This is a genomic window from Trinickia sp. (assembly GCF_036503415.1).
GTDB lineage: Bacteria > Pseudomonadota > Gammaproteobacteria > Burkholderiales > Burkholderiaceae > Trinickia.
The window spans coordinates 29,556-49,866 of the sequence record NZ_DASXWY010000211.1 but is presented as its reverse complement, the minus strand read 5'-3'; the positions used below and the strand labels follow the sequence as shown (position 1 = coordinate 49,866).

Genomic DNA, 20,311 nt, shown 5'->3' with positions numbered 1-20,311 from the left:
TGGCTCCCCGACCTGGGCTCGAACCAGGGACCTACGGATTAACAGTCCGGCGCTCTACCGACTGAGCTATCGGGGAACAACAGCAGAGAAGCGAGATTCTATGGGGTGATGCGGGTACTGTCAATACCCCGGGGTGCTCCAAGCAGGGACTGCCATCTGGGGCAAAGCCGTGCAAGCCGCGCGAGGAGCGGGGCCTGCGGCGCCGGAGACGAACACGCCGGCGCGCGCACGAACCGGCGCATCGGGCGAGCGTTCCGACGCGTTATCGTTCGAGCTGGCTCAGCTTTTCCGTGACGTCTTTCCACTGATCGGCTTCGGGCAGTGCGCCTTTGGTCTTCGTAATGCTCGGCCAGCCTTTGGCAAGCTCGGAATTCAGTTCGATGAACTGCTGCTGATCGCCGGGGACGTCTTCCTCGGCGTAGATCGCATTCACCGGGCATTCGGCCACGCACACGGCGCAGTCGATGCATTCATCGGGATCGATCGCGAGGAAGTTGGGACCTTCGCGAAAGCAGTCGACCGGACAGACGTCCACGCAGTCGGTGTATTTGCACTTGATGCAGCTTTCGGTCACAACGTGAGTCATTCAAACTCCTGCATACGGAATATCGGGGGAAGCGGATGCCAGGCGAGCAAACGAGATATTGTAGCGTAAGGTAAAGGCCCGATCGGCCAAACCCCCCGACTCCGCTTTAGATTGATTCGTGATTAGTTTATGGCGCGCGCGGCTTCGGCTTCGTGTCCGACAGCTTCGCGCGGGCGCTCTGGCTCGACGAGCTGCTGCGGCTTCGTGCGCATGACCCGGGCAAGCAAGAGCCGGGCGCCACGGCGGCCGTCGATCGGCGCCCGGTCGCGTCCGCCGCGGGCCGGACAGCGGCGGATGCGTCAGTGTTTCGAGTTGCGCACGATGTCCGAGGCATTGCTATTCGCGGGCAAAGTAGTGCAAGAATACGGTTTCCCATCGACTGGTTCTCTGGCACGTGCGTTCCATGATCATTACCTCGCTGCTCGACACCGATCTTTACAAATTCACGATGATGCAGGTGGTGCTGCATCATTTCCCCGCGGCGAACGTGGAATACCGGTTCCGCTGCCGTACGCCGAACGTCGATCTCACGCCGTACGTCGAAGAGATCCGCGAGGAGATCCGCCAGCTCTGCCGGGTTTCGTTCAGCGAGGACGAGCTCGACTATCTGCGCCGGATGCGCTTCATCAAAAGCGATTTCGTCGACTTTCTCGCGCTCTTTCACCTGAACGAGAAGTACATCTCGGTTTCGCCTTCCCCCAAACGCAACGGCGAGATCGACATCGGCATCAGCGGCCCCTGGTTGCACACGATTCTCTTCGAGATTCCGGTGCTGGCCATCGTGAACGAGGTCTACTTCCGCAATACGCAGCGTCAGCCCGATTACGCGATCGGTCGCGAGCGCCTGCGCGAGAAAATCGCGCTGCTCGGCGCGCGCCCCGAGTTCGCCGATTGCAAGATCGCCGATTACGGCACGCGGCGGCGCTTCTCGCGGCGCTGGCACGAAGAAGTGCTGCTCACGCTGATGAGCGGGATCGGCGAGCAGTTTGCCGGCACGAGCAACGTCTATTACGCGAAAAAGCACGGTCTCACGCCGCTCGGCACGATGGCCCACGAGTACTTGCAGGCCTGCCAGGCGCTCGGGCCGCGCCTGCGCGACTCGCAGACCTACGGTTTCGAGGTCTGGGCAAAAGAGTACCGGGGCGATCTCGGCATCGCGCTGTCGGACGTCTACGGCATGCAGGCGTTCCTGCGCGACTTCGACATGTATTTCTGCAAGCTGTTCGACGGCGCGCGCCACGATTCGGGCGATCCTTTCGAATGGGGCGAGCAGCTCCTGCGCCACTACGAGGAGAATCGCTGCGATCCGCGGACCAAGGTGCTCGTCTTCTCGGACGCGCTCGATATTCCCAAGGTGCTGCAACTCTATGAACGGTTTCGCGGACGCTGCAGGCTCGCGTTCGGCGTCGGCACCAATCTCACCAACGATCTCGGCTACAGTCCACTGCAGATCGTCATCAAGATGGTCCGCTGCAACGGCCAGCCCGTCGCGAAGCTCTCCGATTCGCCGGGCAAGAACATGTGCGACGACAAAGCCTACATCGCTTATTTGCGACAGGTCTTCGGCATCACGACACCGATCGACGTCGGTGGCGAGTAGCGCGGCGGTTCGCCGGCATCGTCGAGAATCGTCTCATTTGCGGCGCTTCGTCCGGTTCGTCCGTCGGGACGGTATATCTCGAAAAAGTCCATCGGTATAATCGGCCATTCGATGTCGCCAAGGAGAATCGTCATGGATACAACGGCTGCCCGCCGCAACATCCTCTCGCGCATACGTGCCGCGAGCGGTCGTGCGGCGCAGCCGGAGGCGGACGAGCTCGAGGCTGCGGCCGATTATCTCGCGCGGCATCCCGCCGGGCCGCGTCCTCCGATGCCCGAGGATGCCGCCGGGCTTGTCGCGCGGTTCATCGCGGAAGCGCGTCTCATGGGCACCACCGTCGACGAAGTGGCGACGCTCGCCGAGGTCCCCGAGGCTGCCGCGCGTTATCTGACGGCGGGCGGTTTGCCGGCGCGCGCCGTTGCATGGCGGGATCTGGAGCCGCTGCCGTGGGCGCAGGCGGGGCTGTCGATCGAGTTTCGCAAACCGCAAGACGCCGATCTGATCGGTATCACCGGCTGCTTTTGCGCGACGGCTGAAACGGGCTCGCTCGCGCTGCTTTCAGGGCCCGGCATGGAGGTCTCGGCGGGCCTTCTGCCCGAGACTCATATCGCCGTCGTGTCCGCTTCGCGCATCGTTGCCGGGCATGAGGAGGCATTCGCGCTCATGCGTGCGGAGCGCGGGCAGTTGCCGCGCGCGGTCAATTTCATTTCGGGACCTTCGCGCACGGGCGATATCGAGCAAACCATCGTGCTGGGCGCGCACGGTCCCTATCGCGTTCACGCGATCGTCGTCCGGGGTGCCTGAGCGCTCCGGTACCGGGTATGCGGCAGGCCTCGCGACGCTTTGACGCGTCGGCAGGCCACGGGCGTCCTGCGCACCGCACACCGCATCACAAGAGGAAGTCAATGAAACCACGACATGCGGCGATGCCGCGCATGCCGTTCGACGGTCGTTTTGCGATCATGCTGGTGGTGGCGCTCGCAAGCGTTGTATTGCCAGCGCCCGCTGATGCGGCAACGCTCGACGGCGCGGCGCTTTCACCCGTCTGGGCATTGCCGTTTGCCGGCATCTTGCTGTCGATCGCGATCGCTCCGCTCGTGGCACCGGCGTTATGGCATCGCCATTTCGGCAAGATCGCGGCGGCCTGGGCCGCGCTGTTCGTCGTGCCCTTCGGCTATGCGCATGGCGGCGGGGCGGCACTGGCAACCTTGGCGCATGCGCTCTTCGAGGAATATCTGCCGTTCATCGTGCTGCTGACGGCGCTTTATACGATCGCCGGCGGGATTTGCGTGCGCGGCAACCTGCACGGTTCGCCCACGACGAATACCGTCATGCTCGCGCTCGGAACTTTGCTTGCCAGCATCATGGGCACCACGGGGGCGGCGATGCTCCTCATTCGGCCGGTCTTGCGTGCGAACGACAATCGAAAGCACGTCGTCCATGTCGTCGTGTTCTTCATCTTTCTCGTCGCCAATGCGGGCGGCTCCCTTACGCCCCTCGGAGACCCGCCGCTTTTTCTCGGCTTTTTGAACGGCGTCGGTTTCTTTTGGACGACGCAGCATCTGGTGGCGCCGATGCTCGTCGTCTGCGGCCTGCTGCTCGCGCTCTTTTATGTGCTCGACAGCTACTTCTATCGGCGCGAAGGTGAGGAGCGCTCGCCGTTTCTCGATCCCTCGCCCGATACGCGGGGTCTCGTCATCGAGGGCAAAGCGAACTTCGCGCTGCTTGCGCTCGTCATCGCCGCCGTGCTGGCGAGCGGGCTTTGGCGGCCCGGCCTGGCGCTCGAAGTACTGGGTGCCCATCTCGAGCTGCAAAACGCGGCGCGCGATGTCCTGCTCGTTGCGCTGACGCTGGCGTCGCTTGCGCTCACGCCGCGCTCGGCACGGGTCGGCAACGCCTTCAACTGGGCGCCGATCGAGGAAGTCGCCAAGCTGTTCGCCGGCATCTTCGTCACCATCGCGCCCGTCATCATGATGTTGCGCGCGGGGCCGCACGGGCCGTTTGCGGCTGTCATCGATCTCGTCACCGATGCGCGCGGCCAGCCGATCGACGCCATGTACTTCTGGGCCACGGGGCTCTTGTCGTCGTTTCTCGACAATGCGCCGACCTATCTCGTGTTCTTCAATCTTGCGGGTGGCGACGCGCAGGTGCTGACGACGTCAGGCGCGACGACACTCGCGGCCATTTCAGCCGGCGCGGTGTTCATGGGCGCGATGAGCTACATTGGCAACGCACCGAATTTCATGGTGAAGTCGATGGCCGAGGCGCGCGGCGTACGCATGCCCAGCTTCTTCGCGTATCTTGCCTGGTCGGGGATCGTCCTCGTACCGGTTTTCCTGTTGACGACGTGGATGTTTTTTTGGGGGCCGTGACGAACGCGCGGCCTCAGTGACGGAGACACCCGATGCAAAAAATTCTTGTCGCGCGCCCGATCTTTCCGGAAGTCGTCGAGCGGCTCAAAGCGCATTTCGAGGTCGATTGGAACGACGGCCCCGCGCTTGCGCCTGACGAACTCGTGCGCCGGCTCGCCGACAAGGACGGCGCGCTGACGGCCGGCGACATGATCGATGCGGCCGTCCTCGCCGCCGCGCCTCGCCTGCGCGTGGTGGCCAATATGGCGGTGGGCTACAACAATTTCGATATCGCCGCATTCAACGCGGCAAACGTGCTCGCCACCAACACGCCCGATGTACTCAACGAATCGACGGCCGATTTCGGCTGGGCACTGATGATGGCGGCGGCGCGCAGAATCACGGAGAGCGAGCACTGGCTGCGCGACGGGCAATGGCAGGGCTGGCGCCATGACGGCTTTCTCGGCGTCGATATACATGGTTCGACGCTCGGGATCATCGGCATGGGACGCATCGGTCAGGCGCTCGCTCGACGCGCGCGCGGCTTCGACATGCACGTCATCTATCACAATCGCTCGCGCGTCGCGCCCGACGTCGAAGCCGAGCTTGCCGCCCAGTACCGGCCGAAGGCGGATTTGCTGCGTGAAGCCGATCACGTCGTCCTGGTCTTGCCGTACACACCCGAGAATCGCCATACCATCGGCGCGGCCGAGCTTGCGCTGATGAAACGTACGGCCACCCTGACGAATATCGCCCGCGGCGGGATCGTCGACGATGCGGCGCTCGCCGTCGCGTTGCGCGAACGGCGCATCGCCGCCGCAGGCCTCGATGTCTTCGAAGGCGAACCGGGCGTGCATCCCGGCCTGCTTGCGGTGCCGAACGTGGTGCTGACGCCGCACATTGCCAGCGCGAGCGAGACGACGCGCCGGGCGATGGCCAATCTCGCGGCGGACAATCTGATAGCGGGGCTCGGCGTCGGGCCGAATGCGACGCAGCCGCCCAATCCGATCAATCCGCAAGTGCTCGGGAAGGCGCGCTCATGACGACACTGCTTACCGTCGCGCTCGCGATCGCGGTTCTTATCCTCGCTTTTTCGCTGGCACTGGCCCTGCGTGGTCTCACGCGGGCCAGCGGCCTCGACCCGCTCGCCGAACTTGGGGAGCGCGTCGAGGCCGCCGGGCAGCACCAGGCGCAGGCATACGAGCGGCTCGAACGCGAGCTGCGCTCGGAAATCGCGGAAACGGCGCGGCTGTCCCGCGTGGAACTCGGCGGCGGTTTCGCGCAGTTCCAGCAGACGCTTGCAACGCAGTTGACGAGCGTCGCCGCGGTTCAGAACCAGCAGATCAACGGGTTCTCGGAGCGTCTCGCGTTGCTCATCGATACGAATGCGAAGCAACTGGAATCGATGCGCGAGAGCTTGCAACGTCAGGCGCTCCAGTCTCGCGAAGAGCAAAGCGCCACGCTCAAACGTTTTGGCGACACGCTCGCGCAGCAACTGGCGCAGCTCATGGAAGCCAACGACCGCCGTTTTGCCGAAGTACGCGCAACGCTCGAAGCGCGCCTGAAGGACATCGAAGCGAATAACGCGGCGAAGCTCGAGGAGATGCGCCGTACCGTCGATGAAAAGCTGCATGCGACGCTCGAGCAGCGCCTCGGCGAATCGTTCAAGCTCGTATCGGATCGGCTCGAGCAGGTGCACCGGGGGTTGGGCGAGATGCAGACGCTCGCGGCCGGTGTGGGCGATCTCAAGAAGGTGCTGACGAACGTCAAGACACGCGGCACCTGGGGCGAGGTCCAGCTCGAAGCGCTGCTCGAGCAGATGCTGACGGCGGACCAATACGCCAAGAACGTTGCGACGGTGCCAGGAAGCGGCGAGCGGGTCGAATTCGCGATCAAGCTGCCGGGACGATCGGAGCGGGGTAACGGCGAGGGCGCCGCGGCACCTGTCTGGCTGCCCGTCGACGCGAAGTTTCCGCGGGAAGACTACGAGCGGCTCATCGACGCGCAGGAGCGCGCCGATCCTGTGGCCGTGGAGGAGGCATCGCGCGCACTCGAGACGCGTGTGCGCAACGAGGCGCGCACGATTGCCGAAAAATATCTGGCGCCGCCGCATACGACCGATTTCGCGCTACTCTTTCTGCCCACGGAAGGGCTATACGCCGAGGTGTTGCGCCGCCCCGGGCTCACCGACTTGTTGCAGCGGGATTACCGGGTCTCGGTTGCGGGTCCCACGACGCTGAGTGCATTGCTCAACAGCCTGCAGATGGGTTTCCGTACGCTTGCGATCGAAAGACGTTCGAGCGAAGTCTGGCAGGTGCTCGGCGCAGTGAAGACCGAATTCGGCAAGTTCGGCGACGTGCTCGCAAAGACGAAATCGCAGTTGGAGACGGTGACACGCTCGATCGAGGCGGCCGAGCGCCGTACGCGAGTCATGAGTACCAAGCTGCGCACGGTCGAAGCCTTGCCCGGAGACGAAGCGCAGGGCTTGCTCGGCGAGGCGGACTTGGGCGGGTCGGAATCGGACGCGTGAGGGCGGTCGTGACAATGGCCGTCAGGCTTCTTCCGGCACGTCCGCCAGAACGATCTCGATGCCGCCGAAACGCGAGGCCACCCAGTTATAAGCGTGGCAGGCGATCCACAGCAGTACGAAGCCGAGGATCGCGTTGAGCAGCAGCGCGCTGAAAATCGTGCTCAGTTCGACGGAACCGTACTTGATGAACGCGACGAGCATGCCGAGCAGCACGATCGGTACGCTGAAGGTGAGATAGACGAGGATGAGCGCTTTGGCGGTCTGACCGGGTGCGATCGAAAGGATTTGTTTTTTCATGTGGAGCAGGCCCCGTTGGAGACGATATTTTCGATTGGACGATTAGATCAGGCCGTCGAAGGGCACGATCTCGACTGGCGTGCCGGCCGCGACGTCGCCTTGCTCGTGCGCAAGCACGATGAGGCAATTGGCTCGGCTCATCGAGCTCAAAACGCCTGAGCCTTGTGAGCCGGTCGGTGCGACGAGCCACGTGCCGTCGGCTGCGCGTGTCGCAACGCCGCGCTGATATTCGGTGCGGCCCGGGCGTTTTTTGATCGATGTCGAACTGATCGCCCGCAACTGCAAAGGTGCGTCGACTTTCGCTCCCGACATCGCCAGCAGCGCTTCGCGCACGAATTGATAGAACGTCACCATGACGGCAACGGGGTTGCCCGGCAGGCCAAAAAAAAGCGCGGGGCGCAGATCGTCGTCCCGGTGTGTGGGCCAGAGCCGGCCGAATGCGAGCGGACGTCCGGGGCGCATCGCGAGTTGCCAGAACCCCACATCGCCCAGCGTTTCGAACAGGCGGCGCGTGAAATCGGCATCGCCAACGGAGACGCCGCCCGAGCTCAGAACCACGTCCGCACAGGACGCGGCACTTCGCAATGCGGCTTCGAGCGCCGCCGGCTCGTCGCGTACGATGCCGAGATCGAGTGCCTCGACATTCAGGCGCGCGAGCATCGCGCCGAGCGTGTAGCGGTTGCTGTCGTAGACGCATCCCGCATCGAGCGGCTCGCCTACCGAGCGAAGTTCGTCGCCCGTCGAAAAGAAAGCGACGCGCAGCCGGCGATGCACCGCGACTTCCGCCACGCCGAGCGAAGCAAGCAGACCTACATCGGCGGCGCGGACGATACGCCCCGCACTGAGCGCGGCGCGTCCGCGCGCCAGGTCTTCGCCGGCGCGGCGGCAGTTGGCGCCTCGGGAGATCTTCTGTGCGTCGAAGGCAATGCGCTCGCCGGTGCGCACGGTTTGCTCCTGAGCGATGACCGTATCGCATCCGGCTGGAATCGGCGCGCCTGTCATGATGCGCACGCATTGACCGCGCGCCACGGGGCCAGTGAACGCATGTCCGGCCAGCGCCTGCCCGGCGACTTCGAGTTCGAGCTCCGGTGGACCGGAGGCTGGATCGGCGAGGACGGCGCCGTCGAACGCATAGCCGTCCATGGCGGCGTTGTCGTGCGACGGCACGTCGATCGGGGAAATCACATCTTCGGCCAGCACGCGGTCGAGCGAGGCGCGCAATGCAACGCGCTCCGCCGTGGCGACCGGCTGCGCCCAGCGACGCACGATGGCTTGCGCCTGCGCGACCGGCAGTGCCTGGGCGTCATGTGCGGGGACGCAGCGGGAAATGTCTTCGGAGGTGGTCATCGATGATTGGACGCGGCGATTATCTGCGATTGGCCGCGAACGTCCTTCTTTTTGGGCTAGCCCGGCCGTCGGCGCGGTGCGCGTACCGGCGGCTTGCATGCCTGGCCCGGTCCACACCTTCGATATCAGGCACGCTCGAGGTCGGCGAGCTCCTGCAAGGAGTTGGCATTGTAAAACGCGTGCTCGTCGGCAAATGCGACTTCGACGTGCCTGTGGCGCGCGTACCACGCGCGAACCTTGCGCTCCCCGGCCGCGAGCCGGGCTGAGAGGTCGTCGGCAAGCGATGTGCGCAGCAACGCGAAGACGGGGTGCAGCGTGGTTCGGCCGGTGCCGTCCCGTGTGATGACGGTGGCGATGTCCGCTGACGCGGCATCGAGCGCCTTGCCGAGACACTCGGCGAGATCGGACGGCAGGTTCGGCGCGTCGCAGGGCACCGCGAGAACGAGTGGCGTGCGCGCCGCGCGCAGTCCGGCCAGTATGCCGGCGAGCGGGCCAGGGAAGTCGCCGCTGGCGTCGCTGACGATGTTCGCTTGAAACGCCGTGCCAAGCGACGCATAGGCATCGAGGTTACGGTTTGCACTGATGAGCATCGCGCCGACCTGCGGTGCGAGGCGTCTAGCGACATGCAGCGCCAGCGGTTCGCCGCGCAGCGGCTGCAGCCCCTTGTCGAGGCCGCCCATGCGTGTACCGCGCCCGCCCGCGAGGATCAGGCCGGTGACGAGGGAGGAGGGTGAGCGCTCCATGCGAGCCATGGCGGTATCAACCGCCGATATAGGACATTTCGACGCGCGGTGCATCGTTGTCGCGGCCGGCCGGCACGCCGCTGCCTCGCAACTGCGAGTAGCGATCCTCGCGCGCTTGCCAGATACGCGCGATGGCTGTCGCAATATCGGCGTCGGACGATCCGTTGCGCACGAGCGCACGCAGGTCGTGCCCCGATGAGGCGAAAAGACAGAGGTACAGCTTGCCTTCGGTCGAGAGCCGCGCCCGTGTGCAGCTACCGCAAAAGGCCCGCGTGACGCTCGAAATGACGCCGATTTCGCCCGTGCCGTCCGCGTAACCCCAGCGTTGAGCCGTTTCGGCCGCGCTATTCGGCTCGAGAGGAACGAGCGGAAAGACTTCGCCGATTCGCGCTACGACTTCGGCCGAAGGCAGCACTTCGGTCATGTTCCAGCCGTTGGACGTACCGACGTCCATGTATTCGATGAAGCGCAGCACCACACCGGAGCCCTTGAAATGCCGGGCCATCGGGAGGATTTCACCGTCATTGGTGCCGCGTTTGACGACCATGTTGACCTTCAGCGGCGCGAGGCCGCTCGCCTCGGCGGCGGCAATGCCGTCGAGGACGGCCGACGGCGCGAAGTCGGCGTCGTTCATGCGTTTGAAGAGCGCATCGTCGAGCGCGTCGAGACTGACCGTGACGCGCGTGAGCCCGGCGTCCCTGAGCGAACGGGCTTTGCGCGCGAGCAGCGAGCCGTTCGTCGTCAGTGTCACGTCGAGCGGCCGGCCGCTGGCCGTACTCATACGCGCGAGCCGTTCGATGAGCCATTCGATGTTCTTGCGCAAAAGCGGCTCGCCGCCGGTCAGCCGGACCTTTTCGACGCCGTGGGCGACAAAAATACGCGCCAGACGCTCGATTTCCTCGAACGTCAGCAACGCGCTATGGGGCAGGAACGGGTAATCCTTGTCGAACACGGCGCGCGGCATGCAGTAGACGCAGCGGAAATTGCACCGGTCGGTGATCGATATGCGCAAATCGCGCATGGGACGGCTGCGTGCATCGGTCAGTGTCCCGCGGGGCGCGAACGCGGCGCCGGCGATATCGGGGACCGCGCTGATATCGGCGACGGGAATGATACGGCGGGACATGGTCGAATCTGGAAAAGGTCAGAAGGCCATTCTAGCCGAACCCGCAACATTCGGCCGGTTTTGCCCGGTCGGTGTTGCGGGTATCGGCGAGCCGAGAGATCCGGGCTTCGGGTCGCCGTCGGCACAAAAAAGCCCGCCTCGAGGAGGCGGGCTGGCGCGGCCGGACAACAACCGGATTCGGATTACTCGGACTTGCGCGTTTCGATCTGCTGCATCGGCGTGGTGTCGACGGGCGGCAGGGGCTTGCGCTCGCGCGGCGCTCGAGCGGGCGGAGCAATCCGCGCGGCCGCCTCCTGCGCGCTGCGCAGTTTTTCGGCGTCGGTGCTGACCCAGACGAGGCCGGCCGATTCGAGCATCGGCTGCAGGTCGCCCACCGATAGACCGTTTGCCCGCTTGGCGGGCGCGGCTGCGGATGTCGTTTCGGCCGCTGCCTGTCGCTGTGCCGGTTCTTCGGCCACGGCAGTCGGCTGAGCGGCTGCCGCGGGCGTTTCGATTGCCGGTTCGGCGTGCGTCGGCGCGAGCTTCGCGGCGACGTTCGGATCGGACAGCGCGCCGCCTGACACCGCCGACACCGGTTCGGCTGCGGCAGCTGCGGGTTGCTCGACCGCGCCGAGGGCAGCAGGGGTGGCTTCGACGGGAATGCGCTCGAGCGCAGCTTCGGCTGCGGCCGGCAGCGGCTCGGCGTGCGGTACGACCTCCGGCGCTGGCTCGGCGGCGGCAATCGGCGCCTCGGCGGGAATGGCCGGCGTCGGCTCGCGCGCCTCGACAGGCGCCGCGGGGGCTTCGGTCTCCGGCAGCGGCGTTGCGACGGGTGCTGCTTGCATCGGCACGGGGGTGACGACGGCATCGCCCGCGTGCGTTGCGGCGGCCGGCTCGGCATGAGCGGTAGCCGGCGCTTGCGGTGCGACTTCGGCCACGGCGCCCTCGGCTTCGGCGACATCGGCCGCATGCGTGACGTTCACGCCATCTTCTTCGCGCTCGCGACGCCCGCCGCGGCGGCCGCGGCGACGGCGACGACGCTCTTCTCCTTCACGGGCGGCACCGGCATCCTGCTCGGCGGCAGCGACGGGTCCTCCCGCCGTAGCCGCGGCTGAAGCTCCGGCTTCGACGACAGGCGCCTCGGGGCGCAGGACCGTCTCGGGTGCGATTTCGGTCAGCGGTTTGCGGCGCTCGCCGCGTTCCGGCCGTTCACCGCGTTCGGGCCTCTCCCGGCGCTCGCCGCGTTCTTGCCGTTCGGCGCGTGCGGTCGTTTCGGCACCTTGTTCGGTACGCTCCTGCGCGCGCTCGCGGCCATCGCGGGCCTCCCGACCTTCCCGGCCTTCGCGTTGCTCGCGCTGGCCGCGACCTTCGCGCGGCTCGCGCGGCGGCGACTGCTCGTCGCGGCGTTGCCCCGCGGCTTGCTGGCGCGCGCCTGTCCCTTCGGCGCGTGCTGCGCCGTCTCGGCCTCCCGCGCCGCCACGACGGTTGTTTCTGCCACGCTCGCCGCCGCTACGCTCGCTGCGCTCGCGCGCGGGCTTCGGCTGTTGCACGGGTTCCGGGGTGGCGGGCGCCGGAGCAGCCGGCGCAGCGCCGAACAGTCCCTTGAGCCAGCCGAAGAATCCGCCGCCGCCTGTGCGCGCGGGTGCGATGACGGGCTGCGCGACAGGTACCGGACGGGTGGGCGCGCTCGGCGCCGGCTTCTCGGGCGTAATGCCTTTGACAGCCGCTTCCTGTTTGGGCTTGAGGTCTTCGCTGCGCTTGCTGTAACCGGTCTCCGATTCGAGCTCGCGCGCGGCTTCTTCGGCCATTTTCCATGAAGCGCGCGGATCGTCGAGGCGGGCGTCGTCATGGCGCAGGCGCTCGAGCTTGTAATGCGGCGTATCGAGATGCTTGTTCGGAATGAGGACGACGTTGACCTTGAAGCGCGATTCGATCTTGTTGATTTCCTGACGCTTCTCGTTGAGCAGAAACGCCGTGACCTCCACGGGCACCTGGCAATGAATCGCCGCGGTGTTTTCCTTCATCGCCTCTTCCTGGATGATGCGCAGCACCTGAAGGGCCGACGATTCGGTATCGCGGATGTGGCCGGTGCCGTTGCAACGCGGGCAGGTGACGTGGCTACCCTCGGACAGCGCCGGGCGCAGGCGCTGGCGGGACAGCTCCATGAGGCCGAAGCGCGAAATCTTGCCCATTTGCACACGGGCGCGGTCGTGCTTGAGGGCATCCTTGAGCCGCTGTTCGACTTCGCGTTGGCTCTTGGCCGATTCCATGTCGATGAAATCGATGACGATGAGGCCGCCCAGATCGCGCAGACGCAACTGCCGGGCCACTTCGTCGGCCGCTTCGAGGTTCGTGCGCGTGGCCGTCTCCTCGATGTCCGCGCCCTTGGTGGCACGCGCCGAGTTGACGTCGATGGCGACGAGCGCCTCGGTGTGGTCGATCACGATCGCGCCGCCCGAGGGCAGCGGCACCGTGCGCGAGTACGCCGTTTCGATCTGGTGCTCGATCTGAAAACGCGAGAAGAGCGGAACGTCGTCGTGGTAGCGCTTCACCTTGCCGACGTTGTCCGGCATGACGATATCCATGAAGGCGCGGGCCTGATCGTGGATTTCGGTCGTATCGATCAGTATTTCGCCGATATCGGGCTGGAAATAGTCGCGAATCGCGCGGATGACGAGGCTCGATTCGAGGTAGATCAGCATGGGCTGGCCGGTCTGGCCGCTTTGCGAGGCGGCTTCGATCGCGCGCCACAGCTGCATCAGATAGTTCAGATCCCATTGCAGCTCTTCGGCGCTGCGGCCGATGCCGGCCGTGCGCGCGATGATGCTCATGCCGTCGGGCAGTTGCAACTGCGCCATCGTTTCGCGCAGTTCCTGGCGATCGTCGCCCTCGATTCGGCGCGACACGCCGCCGCCGCGAGGGTTGTTCGGCATGAGGACCAGATAGCGGCCGGCCAGCGAAATGAACGTGGTCAGGGCCGCGCCCTTGTTGCCGCGCTCCTCCTTTTCGACCTGGACGATCAACTCCTGACCTTCGCGCAGGGCATCCTGGATGCGCGCCGAGCGCATTTCCACGCCGTCGCGGAAGTACTGACGGGCGACCTCCTTGAACGGCAGGAAGCCGTGGCGGTCTTCGCCGTAGTTGACGAAGCAGGCTTCGAGCGACGGCTCGATCCGGGTGACGATGCCTTTGTAGATGTTGCCTTTGCGCTGTTCGCGCCCGGCGGTCTCGATATCGATATCGATGAGCTTTTGCCCATCGACGATGGCGACGCGCAGTTCTTCCTGCTGCGTCGCATTGAACAGCATGCGTTTCATTGAACGGCTCCAGAGCGGCTTGGCCGGCGAGGGCGGGCGAGGCATGGAGCCGCGACCGCATTCGCGAAGGCGCGCCGCGTCTTCGTTTTGTTGTCACAAGCACGCTGGAGCAGGAACGATGGCGGGGAGAATTGCCTGGATGGGGTTCGCTGCGGGTCCAATGGGCCGCGAACCGCCGGGCGCATGCGAACACGGCTTCAAATAACGGCGATGCACAGGGCGCGCTTTGCGTCGCAGTGCCTCGCGTGCCGCGGCTCGTGGCGTGCGGCGCACGCCTGCCGGCCGGAGCGGTGCCGCGTCGTCAGCGACGCGGCACGAAGCCCGTATGACGCTCGACAGCCGCGCGGGATGTCTCGCCAGTATTGACGTCGCCAAAAGCTCCGCTCTTCGCGGAACGCTCGCGGGCGCTCGCCGTAGTTTTCGCAATCGGGAGCCTCGTGACCTACGACATCGTCCGATACCGAGGCTCGCCTGATGAATTCTTTTTTACCAACCTTCCGTTACCGTCGGAACCGGCTGCGACCGAACGCGCCTGCGGGCGCCGTCCTTGCCGCTCGCCAATTCCGTGCGTGCAACTCGTTGCTACTTTTGAAAGGGCAAGCAACGCGCCCTGGGGTACCGCCAAGCAAGTAAAATAGCAGCTTCTCGCTTCGCCCCCGCGCAGCTCGCCGGATTCGCCGGCCAACACGCCGGCAGCCGCAGGCTGCTGGGGCAAATTATATTCAGAATGAATGAGTTAGGCAAAATATCCCAGAAATTGGTCGCGAGCGACCAAGTCTCGATCATACAGGTGGATGACGGCGTTGCCGGCCAGCGGATCGACAATTTTTTGCTGAAAGTCTGCAAAGGGGTGCCGAAAAGTCACATTTACCGGATCCTGCGCAGCGGGGAAGTGCGGGTCAACAAGGGGCGTGTCGACGCGAAATATCGTCTCGTCACGGGCGATCTCGTCCGCGTGCCCCCGATTCGCGTCGCGCTGAGCGAGGCGGCCGCATTCGTACCGGCGGCGCCGGCCGCCGAGTTTCCGGTGCTGTTCGAAGACGAATACCTTCTCGTCATCGACAAACCGGCCGGGGTGGCGGTGCACGGGGGCAGCGGCGTCGCGTTCGGCGTCATCGAGCAAATGCGCGAGGCGCGGCCGCTCGGCAAGTTTCTCGAACTCGTGCACCGGCTCGATCGCGAAACCTCGGGCGTGCTGATGCTCGCGAAAAAGCGTGTCGCGCTCGTCGGCTTGCACGAACAGATTCGCGAGAACCGCATGGACAAGCGCTATTACGCCTGCGCGCACGGCGAATGGGCGCCAGATTGGGGGCAGCGGCGCGCGGTCAAGGTCGCGCTCACCAAATACCTGACGGCGGACGGCGAGCGTCGCGTGCGTGTCGATCCGGATGGGCTTGCGTCACATACCGTGCTCAATCTCGTCGAGCGGTGGCCCGGATATGCGCTCGTCGAAGCGGAGCTGAAAACGGGGCGCACGCACCAGATTCGTGTGCATCTCGCGCATCTCGGCTTGCCGATCGTCGGCGATGCGAAGTACGGCGATTTTGCGCTGAACAAGGCGCTGGCGCGCGCGGACGCCCGTCCGGGCCTCAAACGCATGTTTTTGCACGCACACCGCTTGAGTCTCCTGCATCCGGTCACAGGCGAGCCGCTGACGTTCGAGGCGCCATTGCCCGCGCAATGCCGGCGTTTTCTGGATCAACTGAACGAATCGACCGACGAGGCGCGAGCCGATGGCCCGAGAACTCTTTGACCTGATCGTTTTCGATTGGGACGGCACGCTGATGGATTCCACCGCGCATATCACGCGCAGCATCCAGGCGGCCTGCCGCGATCTCGGGCTGCCCGTGCCGGCCGACGAGGCGGCGAGCTACGTGATCGGACTCGGGTTGCGCGACGCGCTGCAAATTGCGGCGCCGACGCTCGACCCGAGCGGGTATCCGCGTCTGGCCGAGCGCTACCGCTATCACTTCCTGCTCAAAGACGCGCAGATCGCGCTTTTCGATGGGGTGCGCGAGTTGCTGGAAGAGTTGCGCGATGCGGGCTATCTGCTCGCGGTGGCCACCGGCAAGAGCCGGGTCGGGCTGAATCGCGCGCTCGACGGCGCGGGCCTCTTGCGGATGTTCGACGGCACGCGTTGCGCGGACGAGACGTTCTCGAAGCCGCACCCGGCCATGCTGCATGAGTTGACGCGCGAATTGGGGCAGGATCTCGCGCGCACGGTCATGATCGGCGATACGACGCACGATCTGCAGATGGCGCAAAACGCCGGAACGGCAGGCATCGGCGTGGCTTACGGCGCGCATCGGGCCGATGCGCTCGAGGCGCTCGCGCCGCGGTTCGTGGCCGACAGCGTGGCGACGCTGGCCGCTTGGCTCAGGGAGCACGCATGAGCGACGCTCGGCCGCAGGGCGGTCGGGCCGAGGGCCCCGAGGCGGTGCGCGTGTGCGCTTCGGGCGCGCTCGTCGATGGCGGGGCGGGCGTGCGGGTTGCGGCGCGCTACGACGGCCAGGACGCGGTGGTTTTTTTCGTGCGCTTCGGCGAGGTCGTCTACGGATACCTGAATCAGTGCGCGCATGTACCGATGGAGCTCGACTGGGTCGAGGGCCAGTTCTTCGAATCGTCAGGCTTATACTTGATGTGCGCCACCCATGGCGCCATCTATGCGCCGGATAGCGGGCGCTGCGTCGGCGGGCCGTGCCGCGGCGGCCGCTTGCGGCCCGTGACGGTCGAAGAGCGCGAAACGCCCGATGGCCGGGCGGTATTCTGGCTTCCGGACGAATCGCTTCGTCCGGCTCCCGAGTAGGGTACAAAGCGGGGCCGGGCATCGGTTCCCACCGTCATTCACTTCCTTTCCTCCGCGGCGATTCATCATCGAGCATGACCGACAATTTGACTCCTGAATCCGGCGAGAACGCCGATCGCCCCTCCGGCGCCGCACCCACGCCGCAGACGCCGCCTTCGCGCGAGCCCAACTGGGAGCGCGCCGTCCTCGAGCGCGTGGCGCTCGCCGCCGTTCGGGAGCAGCGGGCCGCGCGGCGCTGGCGGATCTTTTTCCGCTTCGCGTTTCTGTTCGTGCTGGCGCTCATCGCATTCGCCTTGTTCGACGTGCCGGGCGAAAAGGTCGCGGTGGCTGGCCGCCACACCGCGCTCGTCAGGATCGACGGCGAAATCGCCTCGGACAAGAACGCCAACGCCGAAGACGTCGCCACGTCGTTGCGCCGGGCCTTCGAAGACACGGACACGGCAGGTGTCGTGCTCCAGATCAACAGTCCCGGCGGCTCGCCCGTGCAAGCAGGCATGATCAACCGCGAGATTCGCCGTTTGCGGTCGAAATACCCGTCGATCCCGCTGTATGTCGTCGTGGGGGACATGTGCGCATCGGGCGGTTATTACATCGCCGCGGCGGCGGACAAGATCTACGTCGACCGTGCAAGTATCGTCGGCTCGATCGGCGTGTTGATGGACGGTTTCGGCTTTACAGGGTTGATGGACAAGCTGGGCATCCAGCGGCGCCTGCATACGTCGGGCGCCAACAAGGGCTTTTTCGATCCGTTCTCGCCCGAAACGCCCGCCATGAACGAGCACGCGCAAGTGATGCTCGACGCGATCCACCGGCAGTTCATCGATGCCGTGCGCGAAGGCCGTGGCAAGCGGCTGCACGAGACGCCCGATCTGTTCTCGGGGCTCTTTTGGACCGGCGAAAAGAGCGTCGAGCTCGGCCTGGCGGACGGCATTGGCGATACGGGTTACGTCGCGCGCGACGTCATCAAGGCGCCGCGCGTCGTCGATTACACGGTGAAGGAGAGCATTTCCGATCGGATCGCGCGCAAATTCGGCACCGCCTTCGGTGCCGCAGCCGTGCACGCGCTGGCGGGTGCCGGTGTATCGCTGCGCTGATAGCGCCGCCTTGCTCGCGGCCCGTTCAGGTCGCGAGCATCAGAAAGATGGCGGGCCGCTTGTGCAGTTCGGGCGCCCCGGCCTTTTTCCAGGCCGATACGGGCCGGCTCACGATCGTTTCGGTCTCGAGCGTCAGGTCGACGGCAACGGCGACGAGCGTCGACGGCGCGCAGCCGGCCAGTATCGCGTCGAGCAGGGCGCGATTGCGGTACGGCGTCTCGATGAATATCTGCGTTTCCCTGGCCTTGCGCGAGTGCGCTTCGAGCTCGCGCAGCTTGCGCGTTCGTTCGCCGGCATCGACCGGCAGGTATCCGTGAAAGGCGAAACGCTGACCGTCGAGGCCCGATGCCATCAGCGCAAGCAGGATCGAACTCGGTCCGACGAGCGGGACGACCTTGATGCCGCGCTCGTGCGCGCGGCGCACCAGCAGCGCACCCGGGTCCGCGACCGCGGGACACCCTGCCTCCGAGACGAGGCCCGCGTCGGCGCCCGCGAGCACGGGGGCGAGCAATTGCTCGATGCCGGCGGCCGGCGTGTTGACGTTCAGCTCGCGAATCTCGATCTCCTGTATCGGGCGCTCGGTACCGACGCGCTTCAGAAACGCGCGCGTCGTTTTCGCGTTTTCGCCGATGAAGTAGCGCAGTTGCGCGGTGCGCGCAATGACACTGGCCGGAAGGACGGTCGCGAGCGCGGTGGCGTCGCCGTCGCCCAATGCGTTCGGAATCAAATAGAGGGTGCCGCTCATTGCACACCTCGCGCGGTGCCGAAAAGCGGATAGCCGGCGGTTCGCAGCATGCGGGTGAGTGCGATCAGCGGCAGGCCGACGAGCGCAGTCGGGTCGTCGGAGTCGATGGCGTCGACGAGTGCGATGCCGAGCCCTTCGGCTTTCGCGCTGCCGGCGACATCGTATGGCGTCTCGGCAAGCAAGTAGGCCTCGAGCTCCTCTTGCGGCAAGTCGCGAAAGCGTACGCGCGTGACGACGTCCTCGATCTGGACGATGTCGCGCGCGGCGTCGAACAGCGTGAGCGCACTATGGAATTCGACGGTGCGCCCACGCATCTCTTTCAATTGAGCGAGCGCAGCCTCGTGGCCGCCGGGCTTGCCGATCTGGCGTCCGTCGAACGTGGCGACCTGATCGGAGCCGATGACGAGCATGCCGGCCGCCCCCGGCGAGTCAGGGGCATCGGCTGCGCGCGCGGCGACGGCGCGGGCCTTGGCCTCGGCGAGCCGCAGCGCCGTGGCGGCCGGTGCTTCTCCGGGATGAGGCGTTTCGTCGAGTGACGGCGCGGCCACCTCGAACGGGATGCGCAGCCGCTCGAGCAGCGCGCGGCGATAGGGCGAGCTCGAAGCGAGAATGAGGCGCGGCAGCTGGGCGGATCGAATCGACATCCGGGGTGACCTGTTAAGTATTTGACGGGAAACGGCAAAAGCATTATTCTAGCTGGCTTTTCACGGCCAGTTCGCGCCTTCGGCCGAGGAGCGTGTTCATGACTCAGCAGGCTGGTAAATCAGGCGGTGCAGGCGGCGTCGTGGATCCGCGCGCGCTCGACGTATTCGAATTCGCGCGAAGCGGGCGGCAGGCCGCTGGCGGTTTGCGGATATCGCAATTGCCGCGGTTGTCGAACGAGGTGCCGGCCGATGCCCGCGAGCGGGAGGCGTCGTTCACCTGGCAAGCCGAGGGTTCGACGCAACCGGAACTGCAGGACGACGGCAGTGAGGCCCCGCAGCCGTATTTGCGGCTGGCGGTGCACGGTTCGGCCTGGCTCGAATGTCAGCGTTGCCTCGCGCCGTACGAGCAGTCGTTCGATGTCGATGCCACTTATCGGCTCGTCGAGACCGAGGAAGAGGCCGAGGCTTATCCGCTCGATGACGATGAACTCGACGTGATCGTTGGCTCGCGCCAGTTCGATCTCGTCGATTTGATCGAAGAGGAACTGTTGCTGTCGTTGCCGCTCGTTCCCAAGCACGACGTATGTCCGCAGGTACACGAGAGCTTGAGCTCCGGAGCCGGCGGGGAATTGGCGGGCGAGGCGGGCGAGCAATCGTCGGATGAAGGCGAGGGTGGCAAAGACGGCGAAGGCGGCAAGCCGAATCCGTTTGCGGCGCTCGAAGCATTGAAGCGCGACGGCGGTACGGGCGGCAATACGCACTGACCGTACCGTGCGGCGCATGAGTGGAACGCGCGGCAGCACGCGAGGGCCCGGCCTGATGGCCAGTGGCATTGCGCCTGTTGCGCTGTGTTAGAATCCCGAAAATTTTTAGGAGTTACCATGGCAGTTCAGCAAAACAAGAAGTCGCCGTCGAAGCGCGGCATGCACCGCTCGCACGATTTCCTGAATGCAGCGCCGCTCGCTGTCGAACCGAGCACGGGCGAGGTGCATCTGCGTCACCACGTCAGCCCGAATGGCTACTACCGCGGCAAGAAAGTCGTCAAGACGAAAAACGACTAATCGCGATTGGTGCGATGCTTGTCCGGCTCGGTCGCGCATCGCGTGGCCGGCGGCTTGTCGGACCGCTTGTCTGACATTTTCCCGG

At 65.5% G+C, this 20,311-nt stretch carries 19 protein-coding genes and 1 tRNA gene; 11 read left to right on the top strand and 9 right to left on the bottom strand.

The annotated features are described in order from the left end of the window. Window positions 1-76 (bottom strand) — tRNA-Asn (locus VGL01_RS24570). A gap of 186 nt (window positions 77-262) precedes the next feature. Beyond that, on the bottom strand, window positions 263-586 hold the full coding sequence (gene fdxA / locus VGL01_RS24565) for a ferredoxin FdxA (RefSeq protein ID WP_331574034.1): 324 nt from the start codon (window positions 584-586) through the stop codon (window positions 263-265). Window positions 587-989: 403 nt separating this feature from the next. On the opposite strand from fdxA, the gene pncB reads away from it, so the two are divergent. The 5 genes from pncB to rmuC all read left to right on the top strand — a co-directional run bounded on the left by pncB (window position 990) and on the right by rmuC (window position 7,067). After that, entirely contained in the window at window positions 990-2,186 is a 1,197-nt protein-coding gene (gene pncB / locus VGL01_RS24560; RefSeq protein ID WP_331574032.1) for a nicotinate phosphoribosyltransferase, read from the top strand. Between the two features lie 132 nt (window positions 2,187-2,318). Next, on the top strand, window positions 2,319-2,990 hold the full coding sequence (locus VGL01_RS24555) for a lactate utilization protein C (protein ID WP_331574030.1): 672 nt from the start codon (window positions 2,319-2,321) through the stop codon (window positions 2,988-2,990). A gap of 131 nt (window positions 2,991-3,121) precedes the next feature. After that, window positions 3,122-4,558: a sodium:proton antiporter gene (locus VGL01_RS24550; RefSeq protein ID WP_414720343.1), complete on the top strand. Its 1,437-nt coding sequence runs from the start codon at window positions 3,122-3,124 to the stop codon at window positions 4,556-4,558. A 32-nt stretch (window positions 4,559-4,590) separates the two neighbouring features. Next, the gene (locus VGL01_RS24545; RefSeq protein WP_331574028.1) at window positions 4,591-5,580 is read left to right on the top strand and encodes a D-glycerate dehydrogenase; all 990 of its coding nucleotides are present in this window, start codon (window positions 4,591-4,593) and stop codon (window positions 5,578-5,580) included. Beyond that, window positions 5,577-7,067, top strand: a complete 1,491-nt coding sequence (gene rmuC / locus VGL01_RS24540) for a DNA recombination protein RmuC (protein ID WP_331574026.1) — start codon at window positions 5,577-5,579, stop codon at window positions 7,065-7,067. The genes VGL01_RS24545 and rmuC overlap by 4 nt, the downstream gene beginning before the upstream one ends. 21 nt (window positions 7,068-7,088) lie before the next feature. Here the strand turns inward: rmuC and VGL01_RS24535 are convergent, their stop codons facing one another. From VGL01_RS24535 to VGL01_RS24515, 5 genes are all read right to left on the bottom strand, one after another. Beyond that, window positions 7,089-7,364 carry a hypothetical protein gene (locus VGL01_RS24535; RefSeq protein WP_173258395.1) on the bottom strand — a complete coding sequence of 92 codons (276 nt, stop codon included), beginning with the start codon at window positions 7,362-7,364 and terminating at the stop codon, window positions 7,089-7,091. A 42-nt stretch (window positions 7,365-7,406) separates the two neighbouring features. Further along, window positions 7,407-8,711 carry a gephyrin-like molybdotransferase Glp gene (gene glp, locus VGL01_RS24530; protein ID WP_331574024.1) on the bottom strand — a complete coding sequence of 435 codons (1,305 nt, stop codon included), beginning with the start codon at window positions 8,709-8,711 and terminating at the stop codon, window positions 7,407-7,409. A gap of 125 nt (window positions 8,712-8,836) precedes the next feature. Continuing rightward, window positions 8,837-9,463, bottom strand: coding sequence for a molybdenum cofactor guanylyltransferase MobA (mobA, locus tag VGL01_RS24525; RefSeq protein ID WP_414720342.1), 627 nt, complete (start codon window positions 9,461-9,463; stop codon window positions 8,837-8,839). 7 nt (window positions 9,464-9,470) lie between these two features. Further along, a complete protein-coding gene (moaA, locus tag VGL01_RS24520) occupies window positions 9,471-10,580 on the bottom strand; it encodes a GTP 3',8-cyclase MoaA (RefSeq protein WP_331574022.1) in 1,110 nt (369 codons plus the stop codon). A 182-nt stretch (window positions 10,581-10,762) separates the two neighbouring features. Beyond that, complete coding sequence (locus VGL01_RS24515; RefSeq protein WP_331574020.1) at window positions 10,763-13,876, bottom strand: Rne/Rng family ribonuclease; 3,114 nt, start codon at window positions 13,874-13,876, stop codon at window positions 10,763-10,765. Between the two features lie 727 nt (window positions 13,877-14,603). Here VGL01_RS24515 and VGL01_RS24510 point away from each other — a divergent pair. From VGL01_RS24510 to VGL01_RS24495, 4 genes are all read left to right on the top strand, one after another. Further along, complete coding sequence (locus tag VGL01_RS24510) at window positions 14,604-15,629, top strand: RluA family pseudouridine synthase (RefSeq protein WP_331574018.1); 1,026 nt, start codon at window positions 14,604-14,606, stop codon at window positions 15,627-15,629. Beyond that, entirely contained in the window at window positions 15,610-16,269 is a 660-nt protein-coding gene (locus VGL01_RS24505; RefSeq protein WP_331574016.1) for an HAD-IA family hydrolase, read from the top strand. Before VGL01_RS24510 ends, VGL01_RS24505 begins: the two co-directional genes overlap by 20 nt. Next, on the top strand, window positions 16,266-16,682 hold the full coding sequence (locus tag VGL01_RS24500) for a Rieske (2Fe-2S) protein (protein WP_331574014.1): 417 nt from the start codon (window positions 16,266-16,268) through the stop codon (window positions 16,680-16,682). Before VGL01_RS24505 ends, VGL01_RS24500 begins: the two co-directional genes overlap by 4 nt. 74 nt (window positions 16,683-16,756) lie before the next feature. Continuing rightward, window positions 16,757-17,776 (top strand): S49 family peptidase, encoded by a 1,020-nt coding sequence (locus VGL01_RS24495; RefSeq protein WP_331574012.1) that lies wholly within the window; start codon window positions 16,757-16,759, stop codon window positions 17,774-17,776. Window positions 17,777-17,801: 25 nt separating this feature from the next. On the opposite strand, the gene VGL01_RS24490 is transcribed toward VGL01_RS24495, so the two are convergent. After that, complete coding sequence (locus VGL01_RS24490) at window positions 17,802-18,521, bottom strand: SAM-dependent methyltransferase (RefSeq protein WP_331574010.1); 720 nt, start codon at window positions 18,519-18,521, stop codon at window positions 17,802-17,804. Continuing rightward, window positions 18,518-19,165 carry a Maf-like protein gene (locus VGL01_RS24485; protein ID WP_331574008.1) on the bottom strand — a complete coding sequence of 216 codons (648 nt, stop codon included), beginning with the start codon at window positions 19,163-19,165 and terminating at the stop codon, window positions 18,518-18,520. The genes VGL01_RS24490 and VGL01_RS24485 overlap by 4 nt, the downstream gene beginning before the upstream one ends. Before the next feature lie 98 nt (window positions 19,166-19,263). On the opposite strand from VGL01_RS24485, the gene VGL01_RS24480 reads away from it, so the two are divergent. Next, a complete protein-coding gene (locus tag VGL01_RS24480) occupies window positions 19,264-19,929 on the top strand; it encodes a DUF177 domain-containing protein (RefSeq protein WP_331574006.1) in 666 nt (221 codons plus the stop codon). Window positions 19,930-20,046: 117 nt separating this feature from the next. Beyond that, complete coding sequence (rpmF, locus tag VGL01_RS24475) at window positions 20,047-20,226, top strand: 50S ribosomal protein L32 (protein WP_007741736.1); 180 nt, start codon at window positions 20,047-20,049, stop codon at window positions 20,224-20,226. Window positions 20,227-20,311 lie beyond the last annotated feature (85 nt).

Coding starts and splice junctions, on each gene's coding strand:
- VGL01_RS24490 (WP_331574010.1), bottom strand. CDS start 18,521: ATGAGCGGCACCCTCTATTTGATTCCGAACGCATTGGGCGACGGCGAC.
- rpmF (WP_007741736.1), top strand. CDS start 20,047: ATGGCAGTTCAGCAAAACAAGAAGTCGCCGTCGAAGCGCGGCATGCAC.
- mobA (WP_414720342.1), bottom strand. CDS start 9,463: ATGGCTCGCATGGAGCGCTCACCCTCCTCCCTCGTCACCGGCCTGATC.
- VGL01_RS24555 (WP_331574030.1), top strand. CDS start 2,319: ATGGATACAACGGCTGCCCGCCGCAACATCCTCTCGCGCATACGTGCC.
- VGL01_RS24545 (WP_331574028.1), top strand. CDS start 4,591: ATGCAAAAAATTCTTGTCGCGCGCCCGATCTTTCCGGAAGTCGTCGAG.
- VGL01_RS24550 (WP_414720343.1), top strand. CDS start 3,122: ATGCCGTTCGACGGTCGTTTTGCGATCATGCTGGTGGTGGCGCTCGCA.
- VGL01_RS24510 (WP_331574018.1), top strand. CDS start 14,604: ATGAATGAGTTAGGCAAAATATCCCAGAAATTGGTCGCGAGCGACCAA.
- VGL01_RS24495 (WP_331574012.1), top strand. CDS start 16,757: ATGACCGACAATTTGACTCCTGAATCCGGCGAGAACGCCGATCGCCCC.
- VGL01_RS24480 (WP_331574006.1), top strand. CDS start 19,264: ATGACTCAGCAGGCTGGTAAATCAGGCGGTGCAGGCGGCGTCGTGGAT.
- VGL01_RS24500 (WP_331574014.1), top strand. CDS start 16,266: ATGAGCGACGCTCGGCCGCAGGGCGGTCGGGCCGAGGGCCCCGAGGCG.
- fdxA (WP_331574034.1), bottom strand. CDS start 586: ATGACTCACGTTGTGACCGAAAGCTGCATCAAGTGCAAATACACCGAC.
- VGL01_RS24515 (WP_331574020.1), bottom strand. CDS start 13,876: ATGAAACGCATGCTGTTCAATGCGACGCAGCAGGAAGAACTGCGCGTC.
- VGL01_RS24485 (WP_331574008.1), bottom strand. CDS start 19,165: ATGTCGATTCGATCCGCCCAGCTGCCGCGCCTCATTCTCGCTTCGAGC.
- VGL01_RS24505 (WP_331574016.1), top strand. CDS start 15,610: ATGGCCCGAGAACTCTTTGACCTGATCGTTTTCGATTGGGACGGCACG.
- moaA (WP_331574022.1), bottom strand. CDS start 10,580: ATGTCCCGCCGTATCATTCCCGTCGCCGATATCAGCGCGGTCCCCGAT.
- glp (WP_331574024.1), bottom strand. CDS start 8,711: ATGACCACCTCCGAAGACATTTCCCGCTGCGTCCCCGCACATGACGCC.
- pncB (WP_331574032.1), top strand. CDS start 990: ATGATCATTACCTCGCTGCTCGACACCGATCTTTACAAATTCACGATG.
- VGL01_RS24535 (WP_173258395.1), bottom strand. CDS start 7,364: ATGAAAAAACAAATCCTTTCGATCGCACCCGGTCAGACCGCCAAAGCG.
- rmuC (WP_331574026.1), top strand. CDS start 5,577: ATGACGACACTGCTTACCGTCGCGCTCGCGATCGCGGTTCTTATCCTC.